General features: G+C 68.9%; 27 protein-coding genes. 16 read left to right on the plus strand and 11 right to left on the minus strand.

Annotated features, from left to right (window positions below; all coding sequences use genetic code 11):
- Positions 1–15: 15 nt before the first annotated feature.
- From J2X20_RS27735 to J2X20_RS27755, 5 genes are all read left to right on the plus strand, one after another.
- Positions 16–681, plus strand: coding sequence for a thiol:disulfide interchange protein DsbA/DsbL (locus J2X20_RS27735; protein WP_310272689.1), 666 nt, complete (start codon positions 16–18; stop codon positions 679–681).
- Entirely contained in the window at positions 678–1,337 is a 660-nt protein-coding gene (locus J2X20_RS27740; RefSeq protein WP_310272691.1) for a thiol:disulfide interchange protein DsbA/DsbL, read from the plus strand. The genes J2X20_RS27735 and J2X20_RS27740 overlap by 4 nt, the downstream gene beginning before the upstream one ends.
- Positions 1,338–1,408: 71 nt before the next feature.
- Positions 1,409–2,026 (plus strand): lipopolysaccharide transport periplasmic protein LptA, encoded by a 618-nt coding sequence (gene lptA / locus J2X20_RS27745; protein ID WP_310272693.1) that lies wholly within the window; start codon positions 1,409–1,411, stop codon positions 2,024–2,026.
- Positions 2,023–2,808, plus strand: coding sequence for an LPS export ABC transporter ATP-binding protein (lptB, locus tag J2X20_RS27750; RefSeq protein WP_310272695.1), 786 nt, complete (start codon positions 2,023–2,025; stop codon positions 2,806–2,808). The genes lptA and lptB overlap by 4 nt, the downstream gene beginning before the upstream one ends.
- Positions 2,809–2,816: 8 nt before the next feature.
- On the plus strand, positions 2,817–4,319 hold the full coding sequence (locus J2X20_RS27755; RefSeq protein ID WP_310272697.1) for an RNA polymerase factor sigma-54: 1,503 nt from the start codon (positions 2,817–2,819) through the stop codon (positions 4,317–4,319).
- A 6-nt stretch (positions 4,320–4,325) separates the two neighbouring features.
- Here the strand turns inward: J2X20_RS27755 and J2X20_RS27760 are convergent, their stop codons facing one another.
- Positions 4,326–5,162: an AraC family transcriptional regulator gene (locus tag J2X20_RS27760; RefSeq protein WP_310272699.1), complete on the minus strand. Its 837-nt coding sequence runs from the start codon at positions 5,160–5,162 to the stop codon at positions 4,326–4,328.
- A 115-nt stretch (positions 5,163–5,277) separates the two neighbouring features.
- Here J2X20_RS27760 and J2X20_RS27765 point away from each other — a divergent pair, with 115 nt between their 5' ends.
- Both J2X20_RS27765 and J2X20_RS27770 read left to right on the plus strand, forming a co-directional pair.
- A complete protein-coding gene (locus J2X20_RS27765; protein ID WP_310272701.1) occupies positions 5,278–5,625 on the plus strand; it encodes a hypothetical protein in 348 nt (115 codons plus the stop codon).
- Between the two features lie 36 nt (positions 5,626–5,661).
- Positions 5,662–6,597, plus strand: a complete 936-nt coding sequence (locus J2X20_RS27770) for an alpha/beta fold hydrolase (RefSeq protein WP_310272703.1) — start codon at positions 5,662–5,664, stop codon at positions 6,595–6,597.
- A gap of 36 nt (positions 6,598–6,633) precedes the next feature.
- On the opposite strand, the gene J2X20_RS27775 is transcribed toward J2X20_RS27770, so the two are convergent.
- Positions 6,634–7,497 (minus strand): alpha/beta hydrolase, encoded by an 864-nt coding sequence (locus J2X20_RS27775; RefSeq protein ID WP_310272704.1) that lies wholly within the window; start codon positions 7,495–7,497, stop codon positions 6,634–6,636.
- Between the two features lie 58 nt (positions 7,498–7,555).
- On the opposite strand from J2X20_RS27775, the gene J2X20_RS27780 reads away from it, so the two are divergent.
- Positions 7,556–8,824, plus strand: a complete 1,269-nt coding sequence (locus J2X20_RS27780; RefSeq protein ID WP_310272706.1) for a THUMP domain-containing class I SAM-dependent RNA methyltransferase — start codon at positions 7,556–7,558, stop codon at positions 8,822–8,824.
- Positions 8,808–9,323 carry a hypothetical protein gene (locus J2X20_RS27785; protein WP_310272708.1) on the plus strand — a complete coding sequence of 172 codons (516 nt, stop codon included), beginning with the start codon at positions 8,808–8,810 and terminating at the stop codon, positions 9,321–9,323. The genes J2X20_RS27780 and J2X20_RS27785 overlap by 17 nt, the downstream gene beginning before the upstream one ends.
- Here J2X20_RS27785 and J2X20_RS27790 read toward each other — a convergent pair.
- The 7 genes from J2X20_RS27790 to J2X20_RS27820 all read right to left on the minus strand — a co-directional run bounded on the left by J2X20_RS27790 (position 9,305) and on the right by J2X20_RS27820 (position 16,491).
- Entirely contained in the window at positions 9,305–10,468 is a 1,164-nt protein-coding gene (locus J2X20_RS27790; RefSeq protein ID WP_310272710.1) for an MFS transporter, read from the minus strand. The two genes, J2X20_RS27785 and J2X20_RS27790, sit on opposite strands and share 19 nt — an antisense overlap.
- Positions 10,465–11,178 (minus strand): 16S rRNA (uracil(1498)-N(3))-methyltransferase, encoded by a 714-nt coding sequence (locus J2X20_RS27795; RefSeq protein WP_310272712.1) that lies wholly within the window; start codon positions 11,176–11,178, stop codon positions 10,465–10,467. The genes J2X20_RS27790 and J2X20_RS27795 overlap by 4 nt, the downstream gene beginning before the upstream one ends.
- 51 nt (positions 11,179–11,229) lie before the next feature.
- A complete protein-coding gene (locus J2X20_RS27800) occupies positions 11,230–11,757 on the minus strand; it encodes a hypothetical protein (RefSeq protein WP_310272714.1) in 528 nt (175 codons plus the stop codon).
- Positions 11,758–11,811: 54 nt separating this feature from the next.
- Positions 11,812–13,482: a long-chain-fatty-acid--CoA ligase gene (locus J2X20_RS27805; protein WP_310272715.1), complete on the minus strand. Its 1,671-nt coding sequence runs from the start codon at positions 13,480–13,482 to the stop codon at positions 11,812–11,814.
- 101 nt (positions 13,483–13,583) lie between these two features.
- The gene (locus J2X20_RS27810; protein WP_310272717.1) at positions 13,584–15,059 is read right to left on the minus strand and encodes an NAD(P)(+) transhydrogenase (Re/Si-specific) subunit beta; all 1,476 of its coding nucleotides are present in this window, start codon (positions 15,057–15,059) and stop codon (positions 13,584–13,586) included.
- A complete protein-coding gene (locus tag J2X20_RS27815; RefSeq protein ID WP_310272719.1) occupies positions 15,056–15,373 on the minus strand; it encodes an NAD(P) transhydrogenase subunit alpha part 2 in 318 nt (105 codons plus the stop codon). The genes J2X20_RS27810 and J2X20_RS27815 overlap by 4 nt, the downstream gene beginning before the upstream one ends.
- 2 nt (positions 15,374–15,375) lie before the next feature.
- Positions 15,376–16,491: a Re/Si-specific NAD(P)(+) transhydrogenase subunit alpha gene (locus J2X20_RS27820; protein WP_310272721.1), complete on the minus strand. Its 1,116-nt coding sequence runs from the start codon at positions 16,489–16,491 to the stop codon at positions 15,376–15,378.
- Positions 16,492–16,576: 85 nt separating this feature from the next.
- Here J2X20_RS27820 and J2X20_RS27825 point away from each other — a divergent pair, with 85 nt between their 5' ends.
- From J2X20_RS27825 to J2X20_RS27850, 6 genes are read left to right on the plus strand one after another with little or no spacing between them, the layout of a single operon-like run.
- Entirely contained in the window at positions 16,577–17,074 is a 498-nt protein-coding gene (locus J2X20_RS27825) for an NUDIX hydrolase (protein ID WP_310272723.1), read from the plus strand.
- A 23-nt stretch (positions 17,075–17,097) separates the two neighbouring features.
- Positions 17,098–17,862, plus strand: coding sequence for a substrate-binding periplasmic protein (locus tag J2X20_RS27830; RefSeq protein WP_310272725.1), 765 nt, complete (start codon positions 17,098–17,100; stop codon positions 17,860–17,862).
- Between the two features lie 10 nt (positions 17,863–17,872).
- A complete protein-coding gene (locus J2X20_RS27835; protein WP_310272727.1) occupies positions 17,873–18,574 on the plus strand; it encodes a 2OG-Fe(II) oxygenase in 702 nt (233 codons plus the stop codon).
- A gap of 25 nt (positions 18,575–18,599) precedes the next feature.
- Positions 18,600–19,721, plus strand: a complete 1,122-nt coding sequence (gene mnmA, locus J2X20_RS27840) for a tRNA 2-thiouridine(34) synthase MnmA (protein WP_310272729.1) — start codon at positions 18,600–18,602, stop codon at positions 19,719–19,721.
- On the plus strand, positions 19,718–20,938 hold the full coding sequence (locus J2X20_RS27845) for a sensor histidine kinase (RefSeq protein WP_310272731.1): 1,221 nt from the start codon (positions 19,718–19,720) through the stop codon (positions 20,936–20,938). The genes mnmA and J2X20_RS27845 overlap by 4 nt, the downstream gene beginning before the upstream one ends.
- On the plus strand, positions 20,920–21,582 hold the full coding sequence (locus J2X20_RS27850) for a response regulator (protein WP_310272733.1): 663 nt from the start codon (positions 20,920–20,922) through the stop codon (positions 21,580–21,582). Before J2X20_RS27845 ends, J2X20_RS27850 begins: the two co-directional genes overlap by 19 nt.
- Here the strand turns inward: J2X20_RS27850 and J2X20_RS27855 are convergent.
- Positions 21,554–22,084: a CAP domain-containing protein gene (locus J2X20_RS27855; protein WP_310272735.1), complete on the minus strand. Its 531-nt coding sequence runs from the start codon at positions 22,082–22,084 to the stop codon at positions 21,554–21,556. The genes J2X20_RS27850 and J2X20_RS27855 overlap by 29 nt on opposite strands.
- Before the next feature lie 51 nt (positions 22,085–22,135).
- Between J2X20_RS27855 and J2X20_RS27860 the strand changes: the two genes are divergently transcribed.
- A complete protein-coding gene (locus tag J2X20_RS27860; RefSeq protein ID WP_310272737.1) occupies positions 22,136–22,564 on the plus strand; it encodes a hypothetical protein in 429 nt (142 codons plus the stop codon).
- Between the two features lie 71 nt (positions 22,565–22,635).
- On the opposite strand, the gene J2X20_RS27865 is transcribed toward J2X20_RS27860, so the two are convergent.
- On the minus strand, positions 22,636–25,797 hold the full coding sequence (locus J2X20_RS27865) for a S8 family serine peptidase (protein WP_310272739.1): 3,162 nt from the start codon (positions 25,795–25,797) through the stop codon (positions 22,636–22,638).
- Between the last annotated feature and the right edge of the window lie 19 nt (positions 25,798–25,816).

A 25,816-nucleotide genomic window follows, 5' to 3' on the forward strand; every position in this document is an offset into this window, starting at 1 on the left:
AGGATGACTGCCGCCATGAAGCGCCGCGATTTCTCCGCCCTGCTCGCCTCCGCGCCCCTGGCCGGTGCCGCCAGCCACGCCCTCGCCCAGGGCGGCCCCATTGAAGGCCGCAACTACCTGGTGCTGAACCCGCCGCTGCCGTCGACGCCGGGCAAGATCGAGGTCGTCGAGTTCTTCTGGTATGGCTGCCCGCACTGCTATGCCTTCGAGCCCGCCATCGAGGCCTGGGCCAAGCAGCTGCCGGCCGACGTCGCCTTCCGCAAGGTGCACGTGGCCTTCCGTGCCAACGTCAAGATCCACCAGCGCATGTTCTATGCGCTGGAATCCATGGGCAAGGAAGCCGCCGCGCGCCCGGCCATCTTCAACGCCATGCACCAGCAGGGCCTGGCCCTGGACGATGCCAAGAGCCAGGCCAAGTTCCTGTCGCCGCTGGGCATCGACCCGACCAAATACCAGGAGGCCTACAACTCCTTCGGCGTGGTCACCAAGTGCACCCAGGCCGAGAAGCTGTCCGAGGCCTATCGCATCGACGGCGTGCCCAGCATCGGCGTCGCCGGCCGCTTCCTGACCTCGCCCAGCCAGGCCGCCCCGGCCGGCCAGCGCCTGCCTGAGCTCGAGCTCGGCCAGAAGGCGCTGCAGATCACCGACTTCCTGATCCAGCGCGCCCGGAGCAAGGCATGAAGCGTCGCGAACTCGCACTGGCGCTGGCCTCGGCCAGCCTGATTCCCGCGGCGCGGGCCCAGGGCGGCCCGGTGGAAGGCAAGCATTACGCGCGCCTGGGCCAGGCCTTGCCCGGCTCGCCCGGCAAGATCGAGGTCATCGAGTTCTTCTTCTACCGCTGCCCGCACTGCAACGCCTTCGACCCGCTGCTGGAGGCCTGGGTGCACCAGCTGCCGGCCGACGTGAGCTTCCGCCGCGTGCCGGTGGGCCAGCAGCTCGTGCTCAAGCTGCACCAGCGCATGTTCTACGCGCTAGAGGCCATGGGTGCTCTGACGCCGGCCGTGCACAGCGGCATCTTCAACGCCATCCATCGCGGTGGCGTCGAGGCCGATGACGAGGCGGGCGTCGTCGCCCTGGTCAGCCGCCTGGGCGTGGACACGGCCAAGTTCAAGCAGACCTTCAACTCCTTCGGCATCCAGGCCAAGGTCCAGCAAGGCGTCAAGCTGGCCCAACTCGCCGGCGCCGATGAGGTGCCGGCCCTGGTCATCGCCGGCCGCTGGCGCACCAGCCCCGGCCAGGCCGGTTCCCCCGGCCTCAGCGAGGCCCAGCAGGGCCAGCAGGCCCTGGCCGTGGCGGACTTTCTCGTCAAGATGGCACGGGCCGGCAAGGTTTCCTGACCCACTTGCCGGGTGGGAAAGGCTGGGGTCATGAAGCGGCCCCTAGAATGGCCTGCAACTTCCGTGCCGCCATGCCACGCCACCTGATCCCGCTCGCTCTCGTGCTCGCCCTGTCCATCGGCGGTGGTGCCGCCCACGCCGAGAAGGCCGACCGGCTCAAGCCCATCGTCCTGACCTCGGAGAAGCAGGGCCGGATCGACAGCGTCAACCAGCGCACCGAGCTGTTTGGCAACGTCATCATCACCAAGGGCAGCCTGATGCTGAACGCCGACCGGGTGGATGTGCGCGAGACCCGCGACGGCTTTCACCAGGCCTATGCCAGCGGCACGACGGGCAAGCCGGTCAGCTTCCGCCAGGCGCGTGACGTGCCCGGCGAGGCCATCGAAGGCCATGCCGACCAGCTCGAGTACGACACCAAGACCGAGACCGTGCGCTTCATCGGCAACGCCAATGTGAGGCGCACTCGCGGCGCGACGGTGGCCGACGAGGTCACCGGCGCCGTCATCGTCTACGACAGCCGCACCGAGGTCTTCGCGCTGGAGGGCGGCAGTGCCTCGCCCAACCCGAACGGCCGCGTGCGCATGGTGCTGATGCCGCGCGCCCAGCCCGATGCCCCGGCATCAGCGCCGCCGGCCGCGCTGCCGCTGCAGCCGTCCACGACGATCACGCCGCCGAAAAAGCCCTCATGACCGCGGCCGCGCCCGTCACCAGCCGCGCCGCCACCGAATGCGGCAGCCGCCTCGAAGCCGAGGCCCTGGCCAAGACCTATGGCGTGCGCAAGGTCGTCAAGAACGTCCATGTGCGCGTCGACTGCGGCGAGGTCGTCGGACTGCTCGGCCCCAACGGCGCCGGCAAGACGACCAGCTTCTACATGATCGTCGGCCTGGTGCGCTCCGACGCCGGCGTCATCCGCATCGACGGCGCCGAGGTGCAGCGCCTGCCCATCCATGCCCGCGCCCGCCTGGGCCTGAGCTATCTGCCGCAGGAAGCCTCGATCTTTCGCAAGCTCACCGTCGAGCAGAACATCCGCGCGGTGCTGGAGCTGCAGCAGGACGAGCGCGGCAAGAGCCTGTCCAAGGCGCGCATCGACGAGCTGCTGAACGGCCTGCTGCACGACCTCTCCATCGAAGGCCTGCGTGACAGCCCGGCGCCGGCCCTGTCGGGCGGCGAACGCCGCCGCGTCGAGATCGCCCGGGCCCTGGCGACCCAGCCACGTTTCATCCTGCTGGACGAGCCCTTTGCCGGCGTCGACCCCATCGCGGTGCTGGAGATCCAGCGCATCATCAGCTTCCTGAAGGCGCGCGGCATCGGCGTGCTGATCACGGACCACAACGTCCGCGAGACCCTGGGCATCTGCGACCGCGCCTACATCATCAGCGAGGGCGCCGTGCTCGCCGAGGGCACGCCCGACGAGATCGTGGCCAATGCCGACGTGCGCAAGGTGTATCTCGGCGAAAACTTCAGGATGTAGGGCTGTTCATGAAGCAGACCCTCCAGGTACGCCTCAGTCAGCATCTCGCGCTGACGCCCCAGCTGCAGCAATCCATCCGCCTGCTGCAGCTGTCGACGCTGGAGCTGCATCAGGAAGTCGAGCAGATGCTGGCCAGCAACCCGCTGCTGGAGACCGAAGAGGAATTCACCGTCAGCGCGCCCGAGCTGGCTGCCAATGCGCCGGCTGAATCGGGCGCCGAGAGTGGCAATGACAGCGGTGCCGAATCCCCCGACACCCCCGAGGCCCCAGAACTGAGCGGCGAGGACTTCGGCGGCACCGAGCGCGAGGACTGGGAGAACGGCACCGAGAAGGACGACTTCGACGGCATCCGCGAGCTGCCCAGCAGCTCCGGCAGCGGCAGCGATGACGACGGCGAGCGCGAGAGCCAGGAGTCCGCCGAGACGACGCTGGCCGAGCATCTGGCCCAGCAACTCGCCGGCCACCATCTGTCGGCCGAGGACCGCGCCGCCCTGCAGGTGCTCATCGAATCGCTGAATGAGGACGGCTACCTCGAGGATGCGCTGGAGGACATCGCCGCGGCCTTCACGCAGGATGCCGAGGAGCTGGAAGAGCTGGTGGACCGCCTGCGCATCGCGCTGCGCCTGCTGCAGAGCATGGAGCCGGCCGGCATTGGCGCTCGCGACCTGTCCGAATGCCTGACGCTGCAACTGCGCGCACTGCCCAAAAGCCCGGCCCAGGTCATCGCCATCCTCATCTGCAAGGGTCATCTGGAATTGCTGGCCCGCCGCGACATGCGCCGGCTGATGAACGAGACCGGCGCCGACGAGGTCCTGCTGCGCGAGGCCCAGGGTCTCATCACCCAGCTCGAACCCAAGCCCGGCCGCCGCTTTGCCCAGGGCGCGGCCGCGGCCATCGTGCCCGACGTCATCGTGCGCAAGAGCGGCCGCGAGTTCCGCGTGCTGCTCAACCCCGAAGTCGCGCCCAAGCTGCGTATCAACGAGCTCTATGCCAACGCGCTGCGCGCCACGCGCGGCGGCATCAGCAACTCGCCGCTGGGCGGCCAGCTGCAGGAGGCGCGCTGGTTCATCAAGAACATCCAGCAGCGCTTCGACACCATCCTGCGCGTCAGCCAGGCCATCGTCGAGCGCCAGCGCGGCTTCTTCACCCATGGCGAGCTGGCCATGAAGCCGCTGGTGCTGCGCGAGATCGCCGACGAACTCGGCCTGCACGAGTCCACCATCTCGCGCGTGACGACGGCCAAATACATGGCCACGAGCTGGGGCACCTTCGAGCTGAAGTATTTCTTCGGCTCGGGTCTTTCCACCGAGACCGGCGGCGAGGCCTCCAGCACGGCGGTGCGCGCCCTCATCAAGCAGTTCGTCGCCGCCGAGGACATCAAGAAGCCACTGTCGGACAGCGCCCTCGCAGCGATGCTCGAGGAACAGGGCATCCAGTGCGCGCGGCGCACGGTGGCCAAGTACCGCGAGGCGATGAAGATCGCGCCGGCGAATCTGCGCAAGGCGCTGTAGCGGTCCTCAAACTTTCGCTACCTCTCCCTTGCGCCACTCCCGCGGCGATTGCCCCGTATGCGCGCGAAAGGCGCGTGACAAGGCCGCCTCGCCCCCATAGCCCACGTCCATCGCAATGTGCTTGAGGGCACGGCCCTCGCGCAGGCCCTTCTGCGCCAGGCCGATGCGCCAGCGCTGCAGATAGACGCCCGGCGTGCAGCCGACGACGTCGCGGAAGGTGTTGGCGAACACGGTGCGTGACATGCCGGCCGCCGCCGCCAGCTCCTCCAACGGCCAGTCGCGCTGCGGCGCCTCGTGCAGAGCCACCAGGGCGTCGCGCAGCTTGGGATGGGACAGGCCGGCCAGCATGCCGGACTCGACCTGCCCCAGGGTCATCAGCTCGCGCAGCACCCAGATCAACAGCACCTCGAACAGCCGGTCCAGCATCAGCTGGCGGCCACAGTGGCTGGACTCGGCTTCCGCAAACAACTGCGCCAGCACCGGCGCGCAGCCGGGCACCGAGGCCAGCGGCAGGCAGACCCAGGCCGGCAGGGCCGTGGCGATGGGGTGTCTGGCGCCGCCCTCGAAGGCCATGTGGGCACACAGGAACTGGGCGCCGCAGCTCGGGTCGGTGACGAAGCGATGCGCCAACGGGCGCGGGTAGAGCAGCAGGCTGGGCTCGGCGATGCGCAGGGGCACGGGTGAGCCCTCGTTGTGCACCTCCACGCCGCCCTCGCGGATCAGATGCAGCTGGCCGCGCCCGGCCTGGGGCTCCAGGCTGTTGACGCCGCACAGCGGGCCGACCTGGAAGGTCTCGGCGCGGACGGCGAAATGGGCAAAGAGGGCGGCAAGTCGGTCGGCCATGCTCAGTACGAATTGCAAAGTCAAACGTACTTTATGACATCTTTGGTACGGGCGCCACGGGCAAAGTTCATCCCGTCGAGAGACAGATCACCCCCCCCACCGACAGGAGCCCACCATGATCCGCCAACCCGCCCTCAACCGTGCCGTCCTGCAACTGATGGTCGGCGCCGCCGTCTTCATCGGCGCCTCGGCCGCCCAGGCACAGCTGCTCTATGTGACCGACCCCGAGTCGGGCCAGAGCGTCAGCACGACGTCCACCGTGTCGCGCGCCGAAGTGCTGGCCGATCTGAAGATCTACCAGGAGTCGGGCCTGGCCGCTGCCGAGCGCGTGGCCGAAGAGACCGGCCTGTCCAACAGCCCGGCCCTGCAGGCCGCCCGCCAGCGCTATGCCGCGCTGCGCCACGGTGAGCGCTATGCCGCCCTGGTGGCCGAGTACGCCACGCGCCGCGGCACCAAGGCCTGACCCCCACCGACAACCCCATCCAACGGAAGACCCACCATGAACGCCCTCACCCGCCTTGCCCTCGCTGCCTCCATCGCTCTCGGCGGCTTCGCCATCCAGACCCAGGCCGTGGCCGCCCCCAGCGCCGCGACCGCAGTCGCCAGCCAATACGTCGCCGCTGCCGACGGCACGCCCCTCTACGTGAAGGACTGGGGGCCGAAGAACGGCGCTGTCGTCGTCTTCAGCCACGGCTGGCCGCTGAACGCCGACAGCTGGGAATCGCAGATGCAGTTCCTGGCCGAACGCGGCTACCGCGTCATCGCCCATGACCGCCGCGGCCACGGCCGCTCCGGCCAGCCCTGGGCCGGCAACACCATGGACCAGTACGCCGACGACCTCGGCGCCGTACTGACCGCCCTGGACGTCAAGCGCGCCACGCTGGTGGGCTTCTCCACCGGGGGCGGCGAGGTGGCCCGCTACATCGGCCGCCACGGCACGGCGCGGGTCGCCAAGGTCGTGCTGGTAGGCGCCGTCACGCCCATGCTGGGCGCGAGCCCCGGCAACCCGAACGGCGTGCCCGAAGCCGTGTTCGACAGCCTGCGCCAGGCCTCGCTGGACAACCGCGCCCAGCTCTACAAGGACATCGCCGGCGGCCCCTTCTTCGGCTTCAACCGCCCGGGCGCCAAGCCTTCGGCCGGCCTGGCCGACAGCTTCTATGTGCAGGGCATGCAGGCCGGCGCCAAGGCCACCTACGACAGCATCGAAGCCTTCTTCCACTCCGACTTCCACGCGGACCTGAAGAAGGTCGACGTGCCGACCCTGGTCATCCACGGTGCCGACGACCAGATCGTGCCTATCGCGACCACCGGCCGCGCCACGGCCCAACTGGTCAAGGGCGCGCGCCTGATCGAGTACGTCGGCGGCCCGCACGGCATCACGGACACGCACAAGGACCGCCTCAACCAGGACCTGCTGGACTTCATCAGCAAGTAAGCCCTGGGTGCCACCCGGCCCACCGCCGGGTGGCCTTCAGTCCTTGGACGGCCCTTTTTCCGGTGCCAGCGGCTCGAACACGAAGCGCATGCCGCGCGTATAGCTCTCCGCCTTGGTCCCCGCATGCCGCTCGCCATCGATGGTGCGGGCCTGCCAAACCAGCTCCGGATGCTTCAGCTCCGCCAGCAAGGCCTGGTAGCGCTTGATGCCGGCCAGAAAGCCCGGCCACTCGTATTCGGCCCCGGTCACATAGAGCCGCGCCTGGATGGACTTGCCCGTCGCGGCATAGGCCTTGGCCCGGCCGATGATCCAGTCGCCGCCCACCACCACCGCCGGGCTGGCCGCGATATAGCCCTTGAAGAGCTCCGGCCTGGCATACATCGCATGCAGGGTGAACAGGCCGCCCAGCGAGCTGCCGGCCAGATAGCGCTGGGCCGGGTCGGCGCGGTAGTCGCGCTCCATCAGCGGGAAGATGTCCTTCTCCAGCGAGGCGATGAACTTGTCGGCATTGCCGCTGCCAAAGGCCAGCGGGCTGGTGCGCACGGGTGAAAGCTCCCAGTTGCGCAGCTCGCCGTAGTCGAGGTTGTCGCCGGCATAACCCAGGCCGACGACGATGAACTCCGGCACGACCTTGTCGTAGTTCAGGTTGTTGTACGAGGCGACGACGGTGGCGAAGTCCCAGTAGCCGTCGGTCACGTACAGCACCGGGTAGCGGCGCTTGGGCTCCTTGGCAAACGAGCCCGGCAGATGGATGTGCAGCTGATAGCTGCGGCCATCCGCGTTCTTGGCCAGGGCGCGCAGCTGGGTGTTGGGGATGGTGTGCGGCGGCGGCAATGCCGTCTGGGCCGGCGCCAGCAGGGCGGTGAACAGCAAGGCGAGAGTCAGGACGAATCGCTTCATGGGCAGCACAGCGGCGGATGGCAACGCTGTCAGTTTATGAGCCGGCGACAATGCGCGGGTGAGCCTGCCCAACAAACTTTCCCTGTTCGTGTCCTGTGCCGGCGGCGTCGAGCCGCTGCTGGAGGAAGAGCTCAAACGCTTCCTGCCGCCCGGCGTGCGCAGCAAGGTCGAAGTGCTGCGCGGCGGCTGCGGCGTGCTGGGCACGGCCGAGGACGTGCTGCGCATCAACCTCGAAAGCCGGCTCGCCCAGCGCGTGCTGGTCGAGCTGATCGAAGGTCCCTACCGCCACGAGGAAGACCTCTATGCCCTGGCCCGCCGCGTCGACTGGCGCGACTGGATCACGCCGCGGCACACCCTCCGCGTCGACACCGTCGCCCAGCGTTCGCCGCTGAAGAGCCTGAACTTCACGACGCTGCGCATCAAGGACGCCATCTGCGACCAGCTGCGCGAGCACACCGGCGAGCGACCCAGCGTGGACACGCACTCGCCCGATCTGCCGGTGCTGCTGCATGTCGGCCCCGAGCGCGCGGCCCTCTATGTCGACACCTCGGGCGAGCCGCTGTTCAAGCGTGGCTGGCGCGTCGACAAGGGCGATGCGCCGTTGAAGGAGACGCTGGCCGCCGCCATGCTCGCCGCCGCCGGCTGGCGCGGTGAGAGTGCCCTGCACGACCCCTGCTGCGGTTCAGGCACCATCCCCATCGAGGCCGCGCTGATCGCCTGCGACTCGGCGCCCGGCCTGCTGCGCCGCTTCGCCTTCGAGCGCCAGATCCCCTTCTCCACGCCGGCCCTGAAAGCCGTGTGGGGCGAGATGGCCCAGGCCGCGCGCGCCCGCATCCACCCACCGGCCGTGCCCATCTATGCCAGCGACGTGGCCTTCCGCATGGTCGACTTCGCGCGCCGCAATGCCGAGCGTGCCGGCGTGGCGCAATACATCCAGTTCAATGGCGGCGACGCGCTGGAGCGGCCCGCGCCGCAACTGCCCGAAGGCATGCCGGGCAGCATCGTCATGAACCCGCCCTATGGCGAGCGCATCGAGGTGCGCGGCAAGGCCGCCATGACTCGCGATGCCGGCGGCAGCGAGGAGCGCGATGCCGGAGACGACTTCTTCCCGCGCCTGGCCGCCCACTGGAAACGCCAGTACACCGAAAACCCGGCCGGCTGGACGGCCTGGATGCTCAGCCCCGACATGAAGCTGCCCAGCAAGATGCGGCTGAAGGAATCGCGCCGCGTGCCGATGTGGAACGGCCCCATCGAATGCCGGCTGTTCCGCTTCGACCTCGTCAAGGGCTCGGCGCGCAAGCCGGCCGAAGGTGATGCGCCTGCGTGAGTTGATCGCCGTCGTGGCCTTGGGGCTGGCTGCGGCCGCCGCCCAGGCCGAGCCCTGCACCCTGGTCTTTGGCCAGGGCCGCAATCCACCGACGCAGGGCGGGCCGAACTGGGACGACCTGAACCAGCGCTTCAATGCCGCTGTCACCCATGTCCTTGACGCCGAGGGCCGGCGCGTCATCCCGATGACAGCGCCCGCCGTGCAGGTCGATCCCGAGGCCGCGGGCGTCGCGCTGCTGGAGCAGGCCGACAACCTGGGCTGCAGCACGCTGATCGAGACAGCCCTCTTCCAGGACGAGGGCGGCACGCTGGTGCTGCGCCTGCGCGTCTACCCGCTGCTGCCCACGCTGGGCGACGGCGGTGTCATCAACGGCCTGCGCATCGGCACGCCGCTGTTCGTGACCCAGCGCGACCTGGACATGAAGTCACTGCCGCGCCTCAGGCCCGATCTGGTCGGCCGGCAGATGGCGGCCGAATACCTTCAGCACGACCGGCGCTGATACACGGCCAGCCCGGCGAGCGCCGCCGCGCACAGCGCGATGGGCACCAGGCTGGCCCAATTCATCCACTGCCAGCCGCCCGCCGTCACCAATGCGCCGGAGGAGAACGAGGTCAGCGTCATGGTCGCGTAGACGCCGGTGTCCAGCAGGCCCTGGGCGCGCGTCTTCTCCTCGGGGCGATAGGCCTGGGTGAACAAGGTCGTGCCGCCGATATAGAGGAAGTTCCAGCCGACGCCCAGCAGCAGCAGGGCGCCGAGGAAATGGTCCCGGTCCTGGCCCGACAGCGCGAAGACGACGCAGCCGAGGTTGAGCAGCACGCCCGCCGACATGACGGGCAGCACGCCAACGCGCTTGATCAGAGGCCCGGTGAAGAAGCTCGGCACGAACATGCCCAGCACATGCCATTGCAGCACCATGCCGGCATCCGCAAAAGGCAGTCCGCACTGGCCCATGGCGATGGGCGTGGCGGCCATCAGCAGGTTCATGACGCCATAACCGAGGGCACTGGCGGCCAGGGCGACCATGAAGATGGGCTGGCGCAGCAGCTCGGCGCCGGGGCGGCCGCCGGCGCCGGGCGCGGGCCGGGTCAGGGCCGGAAAGTCGATCAGCGAGATCAGCACCAGGCCGGCCAGCGCGACGCCCATCAGCAGCAGATAGGCGCCGGCAAAGGGCGCCACCAGCAGGTTCTTGCTGGTGCTGGCCAGCCAGGGGCCGAGGACGGCGCCGAGGCAGCCACCGCCCAGCACCCAGGAGATGGCGGCCTCGCGCTTGTCGGGCGCCACGATCTCGGTGGCGGCGAAGCGGTACAACGCCGCGCCGGCGGTGTAGTAGCCCGCCACCAGCGTCGCGATGACGACGCCCCAGAACTGCTGATGGAGCACGCTCCACAGCGCAACGGCGCAGCTCGCGAAGGCGACCAGCAGGCCGATCTGGAAGCCCCGCTTGCGGCCGAAGCGCAGCTGGTGGCGCCCCACCATGCGCGCCATCAGCGCGCCGCCGGCCACGTAGGCGCAGATGGGCAGGGTCGCCATCCACGACCGCGGCGCCAGCGCCAGTCCGACCAGGCCATTGATGGCCATGAAGCAGATGTTGTTGGTGAGGAAGAGTCCCTGGGCGAGGACGAGCAGCGCGAGTTTTCTGTTCACGACAAGGCGAGCCAGGACAGCACCGCCAGCGGCGCCGTGTCGGCGCGCAGCACGCGCGGGCCGAGAGTGATGGGCGCAAAGCCGCGGGCACGGGCGGCGTCTTCCTCGGCGTCGCTCAGGCCGCCTTCAGGGCCGCTGAGGAAAAGAGCGCGCTGCTGGGGAAAGGCCGTCAGCGGTGAGGCCGCGCGCGGGCTCAACAGGCCGCGCCATTCACCGCCGCCATCATTCAACGCAGCGAGCCAAGCGCCCAGTGTCATGACGGGCTCGACGCGCGTCGGCACCGTGCGCCCGCTCTGCTCGGCGGCGGCAATGGCCACGCCCTGCCAGTGCGCGCGCTTCTTGTCGGCACGCTCGCCGTTCAGGCGCAGCACCGAACGCTCGCTCATCAAAGGCTGCACGGCCGCGGCCCCGAGCTCCGTGGCCTTCTCGACGAGGAAGTCCATGCGGTCGTTGGCCGGCATGACGACGGCCAGCGTCACCGAGCGGGCCAGCTCGCGCTGCGGCTGTTCCGACGCGATGAGGCGCACCCGGACCTCGCTTCGCCCCATGGCCGTCACCTCGGCCTGCCACTCGGGGCCGCTGCCGTCGAAGAGGGTCAGCGCGTCGCCGGGCTGCAGACGCAGCACCTGCACATGGCGGGCGGCGCCGGCCGGCAAGGCGATATCGCCAGCGGTCGCGGCGAGCGGGGTGTCGACGAAGAAGCGGGGCAAGGCGGGACGAGCTGGGTCGAGGACCCGCCAGTGTCCCAGATCAGCGCAGGATCAACGCAAACCCAAGGCGTCGCGCACGGCCTGGGCGGCGTCTTCGCCTTTGGCCTTCTGCACGCGCTCGACGAGCTGCAGGGCCAGACCCTGCAGCGCGGCGAGGCTGTCGGCCCGCTCGACCTCGAGGGCGAAGGCGTAACCCTTGAACGGCCCCAGCAGCTTGGTCGCCTCGCCGCTCAGATAGGTGTACAGGGCCGCGCGATCCAGCAGCGGCGAATGGCCCGCCGACGCCGGTGCCGCGGAAGACAGGGGCGCGGGCGCCGTCGCCACGGGAGCGGGTGCCGCCGCAGGCGGCTGGGCCGCAATGGGCTGGCCGGCGGCGTTCTGGGCCGCGATCAGCCCATGCTGGCGCAGGGTTTCGAAATCGGCTTCGGTGGCCCCGGCGACGAGACGCACCCACTCGCCGCCCGGCTTGCTCGCATCCAGCACGAGCAGCAGATTGCGCGCGGTGCGCGACAGCGGCAAGGTCCGCGCGCGGATCTCGGCGCGGCCGGCCTCGGTTTTTGAATACAACTGCTCGATCACGTTTTTGGCCTCACCCCTGCTCGGCATCACCGCCCGCAGGGCGTCGGGAAGCAATCAGCTCTTGTCCCGCAATTCCCTGCGCAGGATCTTGCCGACCGGCGTCTTGGGCAGTTCAGTACGGAACTCCACGATCTTCGGACGTTTGTAGCCCGTCAGGTTGGCTTCGCAATAGGCGCGAACGTCAGCTTCCGTGACATTCGGGTCTTTCTTCACGATGACAACCTTGACCGCCTCGCCGGCCTTGCTGTCGGGCACGCCCACGGCAGCGCATTCCAGCACGCCGGGCATCTGGGTGATGACGTCCTCGACCTCGTTCGGATACACATTGAAGCCGCTGACCAGGATCATGTCCTTCTTGCGGTCGACGATCTTGAAATAACCGCGTTCGTCGACGGTGCCGATGTCGCCGGTGCGGAAATAACCGTCGGCCGTCATGACCTTGGCGGTTTCGTCCGGGCGCTGCCAGTAGCCGGCCATGACCTGCGGGCCGCGGATGGCGATCTCGCCGGGCTGGCCCATGGGCACTTCGTTGCCGTCATCGTCCAGCAGCTCCAGCTCGGTCAGCGGCATCGGCAGGCCGATGGTGCCGCTGTAGGCCGTGCTGTCGGTCGGGTTGCAGCTGGCCGAAGGCGAGGTCTCGGACAGGCCGTAACCCTCGACGATGGGGCAGCCGGTCTTCTCCAGCCACAGCTTGGCCGTGGCCTGCTGCACGGCCATGCCGCCGCCGACCGAGATGACCAGGCGGCTCCAGTCCACCGTGCCGAAATCGGGGTGGTTGGCCATGGCCATGAACAGCGTGTTGACGGCCGGGAAGCTGTGGAAGCGGTGGTTGGCCAGCTCCTTGAACACCGCGCCCAGGTCACGCGGATTCGGAATCAGCACGTTGGCGCCGCCCATGTGCATGGACAGCATCATGTTCGTGTTGAAACCGAAGATGTGATACAGCGGCAGGGCGCAGATGGTCGTGACCTGCTCGCCGGCCGGGATCTTCTTCAGGGCCGGCTGGTACCAGGCCTCGCTTTGCAGGATGTTGGCGACCAGGTTGCGGTGCAGCAGCACCGCCCCCTTGGACACGCCGGTCGTGCCGCCGGTGTACTGCAGCACGGCGATGTCGTCCGGGCCCAGCTTGGGCGCCTTGTAGGTCAGGCCGCGCCCCTTGGCCAGGGCATCGTTGAACTTGACGGCACCCGGCAGCTCGAAGGCCGGCACCATCTTCTTGACCTTGCGGACGACGTAGTTCACCAGCAGGCCCTTGAGGCCCAGCATGTCGCCCATGGCAGCCAGGATGACATGCTTGGTCGGCACGTTCTTGATGACCTGCTGCAGCACCGAGGCGAAGTTCTCGATGATGACGATGGCCTTGGCACCCGAGTCCTTGAGCTGGTGCTCCAGCTCACGCGGCGTGTACAGCGGGTTGACGTTGACGACCACATAACCCGCCCTCAGCACGGCGGCCACGGCCACCGGGTACTGGAAGAGGTTGGGCATCATGAGGGCGACGCGGTCGCCCTTCTCCAGGCCCAGGCTCTGCAGATAGGCGGCCAGCGCGCGCGAGGCCTCGTCCACCTGGCCGAAGCTCATGCTCTTGCCCATCATCAGATAGGCGGGCTTGGCGGCGTTCTTCTTGAACGACGTGTCCAGCAGGTCGACCAGGCTGGGGTAGAGCGACACATTGATGTCGCGCGGCACCGCGGCCGGGTAGTGCTTCAGCCAGATCGGCTCCATGCCTTGTCTCCTTTTTTGCTTGCGGCGATTCTGACCGAAGGCTGACAGCCCAAGGGTCAGGGGATTCGATAGCGCTCTCTAGGGGGAGCGCTTCCGCATGGCTATTCGACGGCCTTGAGCATGTCCTCGACGACCTTCTTCGCATCGCCGAACACCATCATGGTCTTGTCCATGTAGAAGAGCTCGTTGTCCAGGCCCGCATAGCCGGCCGCCATCGAGCGCTTGTTGACGATGATGGTCTTGGCCTTGTAGGCCTCCAGGATGGGCATGCCGTAGATGGGGCTGCCCTTCACGTGCGCGGCGGGGTTCACGACGTCGTTGGCGCCCAGGATGATGGCCACGTCGACCTGGCCGAATTCGCCGTTGATGTCCTCCATCTCGAAGACCTGGTCATAGGGCACCTCGGCCTCGGCCAGCAGCACGTTCATGTGGCCCGGCATGCGGCCGGCCACCGGATGGATGGCGTATTTGACGGTGATGCCCTTCTCGGTGAGCTTGGCGGCCAGTTCCTTCACCGCATGCTGGGCGCGCGCCACGGCCAGGCCGTAGCCCGGCACGATGACGACGCTTTCGGCATTGCCAAGCACGAAGGCCGCGTCGTCGGCGCTGCCGCTCTTGACGTTGCGCTGCTGAGCCGCACCCGCTGCCGGGCCGCCGGTCTCGCCACCGAACCCGCCCAGGATGACGTTGAAGAACGAGCGGTTCATGGCCTTGCACATGATGTAGCTCAGGATGGCACCCGAGCTGCCCACCAGCGAGCCGGCAATGATCAGCATCGCGTTGTTCAGGCTGAAGCCGATGCCCGCCGCCGCCCAGCCGGAATAGCTGTTCAGCATGGACACGACGACCGGCATGTCGGCGCCGCCGATCGGGATGATCAGCAGCACGCCGAGCAGGAAGCCCAGCGCCACGATCAGGCCGAAGTCGATGGGCGACTGCGAGTGCCAGAAGCCGAACACGAAGAAGGCAGAGGCCAGGCCCAGCACCGCGTTGAGCGCATGCTGACCCTTGAAGGTGACGGGCGCGCCCTGGAAGAGGCGGAACTTGCTGCCGCCCGACAGCTTGCCCCAGGCGATGACGGAACCGGTGAAGGTGATGGCGCCGATGAAGGCACCCAGGGCCAGCTCGATGCGGTTGCCGCCCGGGATGGGCGCCAGCGTGCGCGGGGCAGTGCCGTCCTCCGGCGGGATGGCGGCCAGTGCCGCATCCATGGCCGGCGTGATGCCGAAGGCTGCCGGCTCGGCGACGGCCGCGACCGCGATGGCCACGGCGGCCAGGCCGATCATGCTGTGGAAGAAGGCGACCAGCTCGGGCATCTTGGTCATCTCGACCGTCTTGGCCCGCCAGGCGCCGTAGCCGCCGCCGACGACCAGGCCGAGCAGCACCCAGCCCAGGCCCATGCCATGGCCCGCCAGCTTGACGATGAGGGCCCCGGTCGTGAACACGGCGATGGTCATGCCGGTCATGCCGAAGAGATTGCCGCGGATGGAGGTCGTCGGGTGCGACAGGCCCTTGAGCGCCTGGATGAAGCAGACGCTGGCGATCAGATAGAGCAGCGTGACGAGGTTGAGGCTCATTGCTTGGCCTCCACGTTGGTCTTCTTTTCCTTCTTTTTGAACATTTCCAGCATCCGCCTCGTGACCAGGAAACCGCCGAAGATGTTGACCGCGGCCAGGGCCACGGCCAGCACGCCCATGCCCTTGGCGAACGGCGTCTCGGTCAGGGCCGCCGCCAGCATGGCGCCAACGATGACGATGGCCGAGATGGCATTGGTGACGGCCATCAACGGCGTGTGCAGGGCCGGCGTGACCGTCCAGACGACGTGGTAGCCCACGTAGATGGCCAGCACGAAGATGATGAGGTTGATGATGGTGTGGTCGACGACTTCCATGCTCAGCTCCGGGTCACTTGACCGTCTTGGGTGACGCGGCAGGCCGCGACGATGTCGTCATCCAAAGGCACGTTGAACGTGCCCTCCTTGGTGATGACGAGCTTCAGGAAGTCCAGCACATTGCGGGCGTACAGGGCCGACGCATCGGCCGCGACGAGAGCCGGCAGATTGGTCTCGCCGACGATGACGACGCCATGCTTGGTGACCGTCTTGCCCGCTTCGGTCAGCGGGCAGTTGCCGCCCGCGGGCGCCGCGATGTCGACGATGACCGAGCCGGGCTTCATGGACTTGACCATCTCCTCGGTGACGAGCACCGGTGCTGCGCGGCCGGGGATCAGGGCGGTCGTGATGACGACGTCGGCCGCCGCGACCCGCTTGGCAACCTCGGCCTTTTGCCGATCCAGCCAGCTCTGCGGCATGGGCCGGGCATAGCCGCCGACGCCCTCGGCCGCTTCCTTCTCCTCGGCAGTCTCATAGGGAACGTCGATGAACTTGCCGCCCAGGGACTCGACCTGCTCTTTCACCGAAGGCCGCACGTCGCTGGCCTCGATGACGGCACCCAGGCGCTTGGCCGTCGCGATCGCCTGCAGGCCCGCGACGCCGACGCCCAGGATGACGACGCGCGCCGCCTTCACGGTGCCGGCGGCCGTCATCAGCATGGGGAAGAAGCGCTGGTATTTGTCCGCCGCGATCATGACGGCCTTGTAGCCGGCGATATTGGCCTGGCTGGACAGTACGTCCATGCTCTGGGCCCGCGTCGTGCGCGGCGCGGCCTCCAGCGCAAAGCTGATCAGCCCGGCGCCGGCCATGGCCGTGAGGCCGTCGCGGTCGAAGGGGTTGAGCATGCCGACCAGGGCCGTGCCCGGCTTCATCAGCGCGAGCTCGTCGGCGCCCGGTGCGCGCACCTTCAGCACCAGTTCGCTGCCGAGGGCCGCCGCCTGGTCGACGATCTCGCAGCCCACGGCTTCATAGGCGGCATCGGTGACGCTGGCCGCGACACCGGCACCGCTCTCGATGCGCAGTGTGTGGCCGGCGGCCTTCAGCTTCTTGGCCGTCTCGGGCGTGACGGCCACGCGGGTCTCTCCGGCCGCGCGTTCGCGCGGGACGCCGATCTGCATGGAGGCTCCTGTCGGGGGCTAGGGGTGCGCGGCAGCTTACACAATGCATGCGTCATCCCGGTGCGGGATTTCGATGGGAGGTTTCATGACTGCCACAGACCGGTTTCGCCCCAGCGTGACTGTCGCCGCCGTGATTGCAAGGGAAGACCACTACCTGCTGGTCGAAGAGGAGACACCCGAGGGATTGAGGTTGAACAACCCCGCGGGACATCTGGAACAGGGAGAAAGCCCGATCGAGGCCGTCGTGCGCGAAGCGCTGGAAGAAACGGCGCGGGCCTTCCAGCCCGAGGCCTTCCTGGGCGTCTACCTGGCCCGCTTCGTCCGGCCGGCGCGATTAGAGGATGTGACCTATGTCCGGCTGGCCTTCAGTGGTGCAGTCGGTGAGGAAATCGCCGGCCGCAGCCTGGACCAGGGCATACGCCGCACGCTGTGGCTGAGCCTGGCCGAGATCCGCGCCTGCCCCGACCGCCACCGCAGCCCGCTGGTGCTGCGCTGCATCGAAGACCATGCCGCGGGCCGCCGCTTGCCGCTGGACAGCGTGAATTCCGACGCCTCCCTGGGCTGTCCACGCCGGCTGGGCTGAAGCCTGGCGTCAGAATCCTCGCGATGCCCCGCACGCCCTCCCGCTTCCACCGCCAGCGCCTGGCCGCCTGCCTGGCCTGGCCTCTGGGTTGGACCCTGGGTGCGGCGGCCCAGGCCCAGGCCCAGCCCCTGCAGATCGCCAGCTGGGACCGGGCCACCAATCCCCTGATCGGCATCAGCGAGGCCGTGCTGACGCGTCTGTATGCCGACACCGGCCAGCCCATGCAGTTCGTCGACCTGCCGGCGCGCCGCGCCGGTCTGGCGCTGGCCAGCGGCGAGATGGACGCCAACACGCACCGGGCGCGCGACTATCTGGAGGCCTACCCCCAGGTCGTCGCCGTGGCCACACCGCTGGCCCAGGTCCAGCTGCGTGCCTATACGCGCGACCCGACGCTGAGGCTGGCCGGCTGGTCCGACCTGTCGCGCTGGCGCGTCGCCCATCTGCGTGGCATCGTGCGCGTGGAGCAGCTGATGCCCGCGGGCGTGCATCGCATCGAGGCCGGCAGCCTGCGCGAACTGTGGCGGCTGCTGGCCACGGACGCGGCCGACGTGGCCATCCTCAGCGAACTCGCTGGCAGCCCGGCCCAGAAGCCCGCTGGCGTCCCGGGCCTGCAACGCCTGGACCTCGTGCTGGACGAACACACCATCCACCATGTGCTGGCCGCCCGGCATGCGGCCCTGGCCCAGAAGCTCAACGCCGCCCTGCTGCGCCTGCAGGCCAGCGGCGAGCTCGAGGCGCTGCGCCAATCGACGCTGCAGGCCCTGCTGAAGCGCCAGGGCGGCGGCTGACAATGCCGGCATGACGACGCCTGACTTCATCGAGGTCTACGACCAGGCCCTGAGCCCCGCGGCCTGCCGGGTTCTGATCGAGCGCTTCCAGGCCAGCCCCCGCCTGCAGCGCGGTGAGACCGGCAGCGGCGTCGACGTGACCATGAAGGACAGCTGGGACATCGCCATCAGCCGCCATCCCGAATGGGCCGACGCCTGCGAGCAGCTGAACAACGCCGTCATCACCGGTTTCCGCCACTATCTGCGCCGCTACGCCCATCTGGCCCTGGCGCCGCTGAAGCTGCAGATGCAAAGGCCCGACGGCACGCTGGCCCTGCTGGATGCCGAGGGTGTTGGCGCGCTGAACGACGAGATGCTGATGGGCCTGATCGCCAAGGTCTTCCGCCCCGGCGCCATCAATCTGCAGCGCTACACGGCCGACCAGGGCGGCTACCCCTATTGGCATTGCGAGCAATACCCCCGGCTGGACCAGGGCGAGGCCCTGCACCGGGCGGTGCTGTGGACCATTTACCTGAACGACGACTTCGCCGAGGGCGAGACCGAATTCCTCTACCAGGGCCGCAAGATCGTCCCGCGCACCGGCAGCCTGTTGATTGCGCCGGGCGGCTTCACCCACACCCACCGCGGCAACCGGCCCCGGGGCGGCGACAAATTCATCGCCACCAGCTGGGTGCTTTACCAGCGGGCGGAAAGCCTGTTCAAGCAGGGCTGAAGAGGGCTTTGGGACAATCGGGCCCATGAATTCCGCAGAGAAAAAGCATCGAGTCGTCGTCGGCCTGTCCGGCGGCGTGGACTCGGCCGTGACCGCCCACCTCTTGAAGGAGCAGGGCCACGAGGTCATCGGCATCTTCATGAAGAACTGGGAAGACGATGACGACGACGAGTACTGCTCGACGCGCCAGGACTTCCTGGACGCTGCCTCGGTGGCCGATGTGCTGGGCATCGAGATCGAGCACGTCAACTTCGCGGCCGAGTACAAGGACCGCGTCTTCGAGAGCTTTCTGCGCGAATACCAGGCCGGCCGCACGCCCAACCCCGACGTGCTGTGCAATGCCGAGATCAAGTTCAAGGCCTTCCTCGACCATGCCATGCGCCTGGGCGCCGAGAAGATCGCCACCGGTCATTACGCGCGAGTCCGTGAAGTCGACGGTGAGTTCCAGCTCCTCAAGGGTCTGGACCCGCTGAAGGACCAGAGTTATTTCCTGCACCGCCTGTCGCAGGCCCAGATCAGCAAGGCCATGTTCCCGGTCGGCCACCTGCCCAAGACCGAGGTGCGGCGCATCGCCGCCGAGATCGGCCTGCCGAATGCGAAGAAGAAGGACTCCACCGGCATCTGCTTCATCGGCGAGCGGCCCTTCCGCGAGTTCCTCAACAAATACCTGTCCCACCAGCCCGGCCCCATCAAGGACGAGCGCGGCCGCAAGCTGGGCGAACACGTGGGCCTCTCCTTCTACACGTTGGGCCAGCGCCAAGGCCTGGGCATCGGCGGCGTGAAGGAGAAAGGCAGCCCGCGCGGCGGTGGCGAGCACGAACCCTGGTTCGTGGCCGCCAAGGACATCCCGAACAACACCTTGATCGTCGTGCAGGGCCACGACCACCCGCTGCTGCAAAGCCCGGCCCTGGTGGCCGATGACCTGAGCTGGATTGCCGGCCGCGCGCCCGCGACCGAGCAGGCCGCGGCCAAGACGCGCTACCGCCAGGCGGACGCACCCTGCAGCGTGGGCTTCGATGCCAGCGGCCAGCTGACGCTGCGCTTCCCCGACCCGCAATGGGCGGTGACGCCGGGCCAGAGCGCCGTGGTCTATGACGGCGACGTGTGCCTGGGCGGCGGCGTCATCTCGGCCGCTTTGGCGGAATGACGAAATTCGACCGCCTGCTGGCGCGCCTGGCCGAGCCCGGCGTGGTGCTGCGCCTGGCCGCCCTGGTCGTCTGCGCGATGGAGCTGGTCAGTGCCGGCGCGGCCCTGTTCGGCGCGCGCACCGAACCCTATGACGGTCTGGTGGCCTGGGTCTGGCGCGCCGCTGGCGGCGGCGCCAACGACCGCGGCCTGCTGCTGCTGTGCGTGGGCCTGCTGCTGGCCTTCGTCGCGCTGATGTGGCGCCTGGCTAGCCAGGGCGGTGGCGTCGTCACCGTGAACCGGCGCCTGGCCTGGCTGCTGCTCGTCGACCTGCTGGCCTTCGGCGTGACACCCGGCCTGCCCTTCCTGGTCACGGCCCTGGCCGCCGTGCTGCTGCCGGCGCGCCTGGCCCTGGGCTTCGGCTTTGCCCAGGTGCTGCTGAACACCGGCATCTATGCGGCGCCCCAGGCGACGGCCTGGCTGGACCAGTTCGGCCTGCTGTCGTCCATGCTGGCCCTGCACGGCCTGGCCTTCGGCCTGGGCCGCATGGCCGCCGCCGAAGCCGAGAAGCGCCGCTGGCTGCAGGCCGTGCTGGCCGAGCAGATGGCCGGCGAGCATCTGCTGGTCGAGCAGATGCGCTACAGCGAGCGCATGCAGATCGCCCGCGAGCTGCACGACCTGATGGGCCACCACCTGACCGCCCTGAACCTGCAGCTGCAACTGGGCGGCGCCCTGCTCGCGCGCGCGGACACTCCCGGCGCCGGCCAGGCCCTGGGCCGGGCCGAAGGCGTCGCGGCCCAATTGCTGGCCGACGTGCGCGAGGCCGTGTCGCAGCAGCGCAGTTCCCAGCGCATCGACCTGTCCGCCGCCCTGCAGGCCCTGGCCGAGGGCATTGCCAGCACCCGCATCGAGCTGGCCCTGGACGATGCCGCCCGCGACCTCGGCCCCCGCGCCGCCCACGCCCTGCTGCGCTGCGTGCAGGAAGGCGTGACCAATAGCGTTCGTCATGCCAGCGCGCGTCGCGTTCAAGTCGAATTGCGCGGCGAAGGCGATGAGATCGCGGTCAGCATCGACGATGATGGGCGCGGCGCGCCGAACTGGCCCGCGGGCCGGGCCGAGAAGTTTGGTAACGGCCTCTCGGGCATGGCCGAGCGCATGACCGAGCTGGGTGGGCAGATGTGCGTGACCCGCACAAGCCCTGGGTTTCGAATCGAGTTGAGATGTCCACGATGGGTGTGATCAAGATCCTGTTGGTCGAGGACCAGCAACTGGTGCGTGAAGGCCTCAAGGGCCTGCTCGCGCTGCACGACGAGCTGCAGGTCGTCGGCGAGGCCAGCGACGGCGCCGAGGCGCTCGAATGGTTGTCGGCCGCCGCGGCCGACGACATGCCCGACGTCATCCTGTCCGACATGCGCATGCCGCGCCTGGATGGCATCGGCCTGATCCGCGCCCTGGCCGCCAGGGCCCTGCGCCTGCCGGTCATCCTGCTGACGACCTTCGACGACACCGCCGCTTTCGACGAGGCCGTGCGCGCCGGCGCCCGCGGCTTCCTGCTCAAGGCCATCAGCCCCGAAACCCTGGCCCAGGCCCTGCGCGATGTGCACGGCGGCGGCACGGCCCTGCGGCCATCGCTGACGACGCGCATGGAAGCCAAGGGCGGCGAGCGCGCCTTCACGGCGGCCGACCATCCCGATCCGCTCAGCCCCAAGGAGCTGCAGGTGCTGCGCCTGGTCGCCAGCGGCCGCAGCAACACCGAGATCGCCGGCCTGCTGGGCAACAGCGAAGGCGTCATCAAGAACCACTGCTCGGCCATCTTCTCCAAGATGGGCGTGCGCGACCGCACGCAGGCCGTCCTCAGGGCGATTGATCTGGGCTGGATCTAGCCGGCGGCTGCGCCGCCTTCGCTGGGGTTGCGAGATGCAGCACCCAGTAGCGCTGCAGTTTTCCCGGGCCGGGCACGCAGGCCAGGCCGAACTCCTGGAAGTCGGGGGCCATCAGGTTCTCGCAATGCGCCGGGCTGGCCAGCCACTGGGCCATGGCCTCGTCCAGGGTCTCGGGCCCGCCGGCCAGGTTCTCGCCGGCCGAGCGCATCAGATAGCCGGCCTCGCGCAGCCGCGTGCGCAACGACGTGCCGCCGGCGCCGACATGGTCGATGCGGTCGCGCGCGGCCAGCTCCCTCGCGTAGCGGCGCGCTGACTCGGTCAGCACGGGACTGGGGCGCAAGCCCGCCACGGCCGGCCAGACGCGCTCGCCGCAGGCCTGGGGTTGGGCACGCAGCGCATTCAACCGCGCGAGCACCGCGTCCCCGGACGGCGGGCAGCCCTCCTGGGCCGCGGCGGGAGCGAGGCCGGCCAAGCCGAGCAACAGAGGCAACAAGGCGCGCATGGCCGCATCCTAGTTGTTGCCAAGCGCCCGGACCCGGCCCACCATGGGGATATGAAACCCCATCGCCTGATCGCCCCCCTCCTCGCCTGGGCCGCCCTCACCAGCTGTGCCCAGACGCCGCCGGCGCCAACCGCCGCGCTGGCCCCGCCAGCGGCGCCGGCCGCCAGCGAGCCCGAATCGGCCCGGCTGGGGCGCGAACTGCGCGCCCTCATTGGCACGCCCAGCTGCAGCAGCGACTCGCAGTGCCGCACGATCGCCGTCGGAGCCAAGGCCTGCGGCGGGCCGGTCGCGTACTGGGCCTGGTCCACACAGGCGACCGATGCCCAGAAGCTCACCGCGCTGGCTGCACAGCAGGCCGCGGTGCAGCGGCGCGAGGTCGAAGCCAGCGGCATGCGCTCGAACTGCGCCATGGCCGTCGACCCGGGCGCCGTCTGCGTGGCCCAGCGCTGCGAGCTCGCCACGCCCCAGAGCGCGCGCTGACGAAAAAAAACCGCAGACCCTGAGGCCTGCGGTTGGTTGCCAGCCGGCCGCCGAAGCGGCCGAGGGTGGGCTTACTGCTCCACGGCGGTTTCGACCAGCTTGGCCGGCACCGTGCTGGGCTCGTTGAGCACCGGCACGCTGCCATCGGTCGAGACGCGCACCGTCGTCGTGGTCTGGGCCACGCCGGCCAGGTCCAGCAGCTGGAAGGCGCCGAGGTAGCGCTTGCCAGTGGCCAGGCCGGACCAGGTCAGGCCGACCGAGGCGGTGCTGCCGGCATAGACCTGCGAGGGCACGACGACCTTCAGGCCGGCACCTTCGTTCGGGCTGACGATCCAGCTCGACAGCGAGTGCGTCATGGCAGCGCCGCCGCCATAGGCGACCACGCAGACCTTGTAGGTACCCGCGGTCGGGTTCAGCACCTGCACCGTTTCGTTGGAGCCGTCGTTGCCCGAGTACACCGAGGTGGTGCCGTTGGGGTAGAGCAGCAGCATGTCGTTGTCGTCGCCGGCAGCGCCGACGTCGGCATCACGCAGACCGAAGCGGGCCACCATGGCACCGGCAGGCACGTTGAAGCTGTAGACCTTGACGTTGGCGGTGTCGGCACCGGCCTGGCAGAGGGCCTTCAGCGTCGCGCTGCTGGTGGCCTTGGGCGCCAGCGTGACCGGCGCGCTCATGGTCACTTCCTTCAGGCCGCCCTGCTTCACGCCCATGCGGCCGTTGAAGCCGGTACGGACCGTCATCAGGCGGGTGCCCGAGAGCGTGGTGCCCGTGACGTCGGCCGGAGCCGTGATGGGCTTGCCCACCTTGGCCTGGATGGGCGAGCGCACGCTGTGGCCGCCGGCGCCGTCGCTCCAGACCAGCTGGCCGTAGTTCCAGGCACCTTCGACCGCCGTCGTCGCGGTCAGCTTGACCGTGAAGGAAGCGGAGGCACCCGGAGCCAGGGTCAGCGAGGAAGGCGTCACGACGGTCGTGAAGCCCGGCACGCTGGCGGTGGCGGTGTAGGTGGCGCTGGAGGAGCCGACGTTGGTGACGGTACGCGGGAAGGTGACGCTGCCGATGACGGTACCTGCAGTCATGGACGGCAGGTTCAGATCGGAGGTCTCGCTCAGCGTGCCGATGGTCGTGCAGTCGCTCTGCGGCTGGACGGCAGGCTTGTTCACCTTGCACTGGTACTTGATCCAGTCGTTGCTGCCGCTGTTGTAGACCAGACCCGGATCGGTGGCCTTGTTGGGCTGCACATGGCCGGCACCCTGGGACCAGGGCAGCAGGCCGTTGGACAGACCGGTCAGGTTGTCGTTCAGCGTCGTGTAGGCCGTCGTCATCAGCGCCGACTTGATGGCGCCAGGGCCCCAGGTCGGGTGGGCCTGCTTGAGCAGCAGGGCCAGGCCAGCCACGTGGGGGCTGGACATGGACGTGCCCTGATAGGACGCCCAGGCCGGGCCCGGCACCAGGGTGCCAGCAGCCACGGCGTCACGCTGGGCCTGGGTCAGGTCAGGCGTCACCTGGGCAATGATGTCCACGCCCGGCGCGGTCAGGTCGGGCTTGAGCACATTGCTGTCACCCTGGTTGGGGCCGCGCGACGAGAAGTTCGCCATGATCGGCGCCGCGGTGGTGCCGATGTAGAACTGGCTGATGTCGGCGGTGGCGCCGGCCGTCTGGGCGTAGGTCTTGATCGCGGCGCCATCGGCGCTCGTCACGTGCACGGTAGGCACGGAGTGGGCCTCGGCCACCAGGCCGGCACCGTTGTCCATCATGACCATGCCGACGCCGCCGGCATTCAGCACGGCCAGGCTCTTGTCGACGCGGGCGTTGGTACCGCGGGTGCAGACGACGATCTTGCCGGCCACCTTGGCAGGGTCCAGCTCGAGCGGATTGCTGAAGCACAGGTTCAGGTTGGCGCTGGCGCCGGCGATGCCGGCATCTTCGGCGCGGACGATGGGCTTGCCGATCAGGGTCGCCAGGTTGTTCAGCGAGGCGCCGGTGTACTTGGCGGCGTTGCCCAGCGTCACGTCGCCGGAGAAGGCGCGGTCATGCGTGGAAGCAGCCACCGTCGTCAGCCAGGGGCTGATGTGGGCCACGGCCGTGCCCGGGCCGCTGTTGCCAGCCGAGGCGGCAACAAAGACACCGGCGCGGGCGGCGCGGTAGAAGGCCTGCTCGACGGGGTCGTTGACCGAGGTCTGCGAGCCGCTGATCGAGTAGTTGATGACGTTGACACCGTCGGCCACGGCCTGGTCGATGGCGGCGACGGAGTCGGTGGTGTAGCAGCTGTTCTGGCTGCCGGTGCCGTCGGTGGCAGCGGCGTTCACATAGGTCCAGCAGACCTTGTAGGCCGCGACGCGGGCGCGCGGCGCCATGCCGGAAGCCTGGCCCAGCGCAATGCCGTTGACGATGGCGGACGGGCCGGAGTTGCCGGCTGCGGTCGACGCGGTGTGGTCGCCGTGGCCGCCGTGGCCGGTTGCGCCCGAGACCGAATCACGGCCGGAGCTGGGGAAGTCGGTCCAGTGCAGCACCTGGCCGGAAGCATTGAAGCCGGCGTTGAAGTGGCGGATGCCGACCAGCTTGTTGTTGCAATGCTTGGCGGGATCGATGCCGGGGCCGGGCACGCAGGTGCCGGTGAAGGTGGCGGGCGCGGGGGCGTAGACCTGGGCATCGGCCGGGTTGTTGCTCGGCACGCCATTGGCGTCGACGCGGTCGAAGAAGGCGGGATTCTCGGGCCAGATGCCACCGTCGACGATGCCGACGACCAGGTTCTCGCCCTTGACGGCCGAGCCGCCGGCCATTTGCGACCACAGGCCGCCCGGGGCCGTCAGGCCGAGGAACTTGCTGGTCGAGATGGTGTCGAGCTGGCGGGCTTCGTCCTGCCACAGGCCGACGACCTGGGAGTTGGCGGCCAGCGTACGCGCCTCGTCATCCGTCAGGCGGGCCGCGAAGCCGTTGAAGACGGTCTTGTAGGTGGCCAGGATGGGAGCGTTGCCGACCAGCGAGATCACATTGCTCTGCTGCTGGCTGAGGTAGCCCACATAGGCCTGCACGGCAGCGCTGCCGAAGCGGAAGGGTTCACCGGCCGCGGGCTGGGTCGCCGCGTAGCCGGACACCGTGCCCTGGTAGGAGGCAGCGGGTTCGTCCTTGAGTTGGACGATGTAGGTCTTGCGGTCCTGCGCAAAGGAGCTTGTGGCCAAACCAGAGAGCAGAACCAGCGTCGCCAGTGCGGCGGGCTTGAGTTTCATCTTCATCAAACAGTCCTTTCGACGA

Source organism: Roseateles saccharophilus, from assembly GCF_031458095.1.
GTDB lineage: Bacteria > Pseudomonadota > Gammaproteobacteria > Burkholderiales > Burkholderiaceae_C > Pelomonas > Pelomonas saccharophila_A.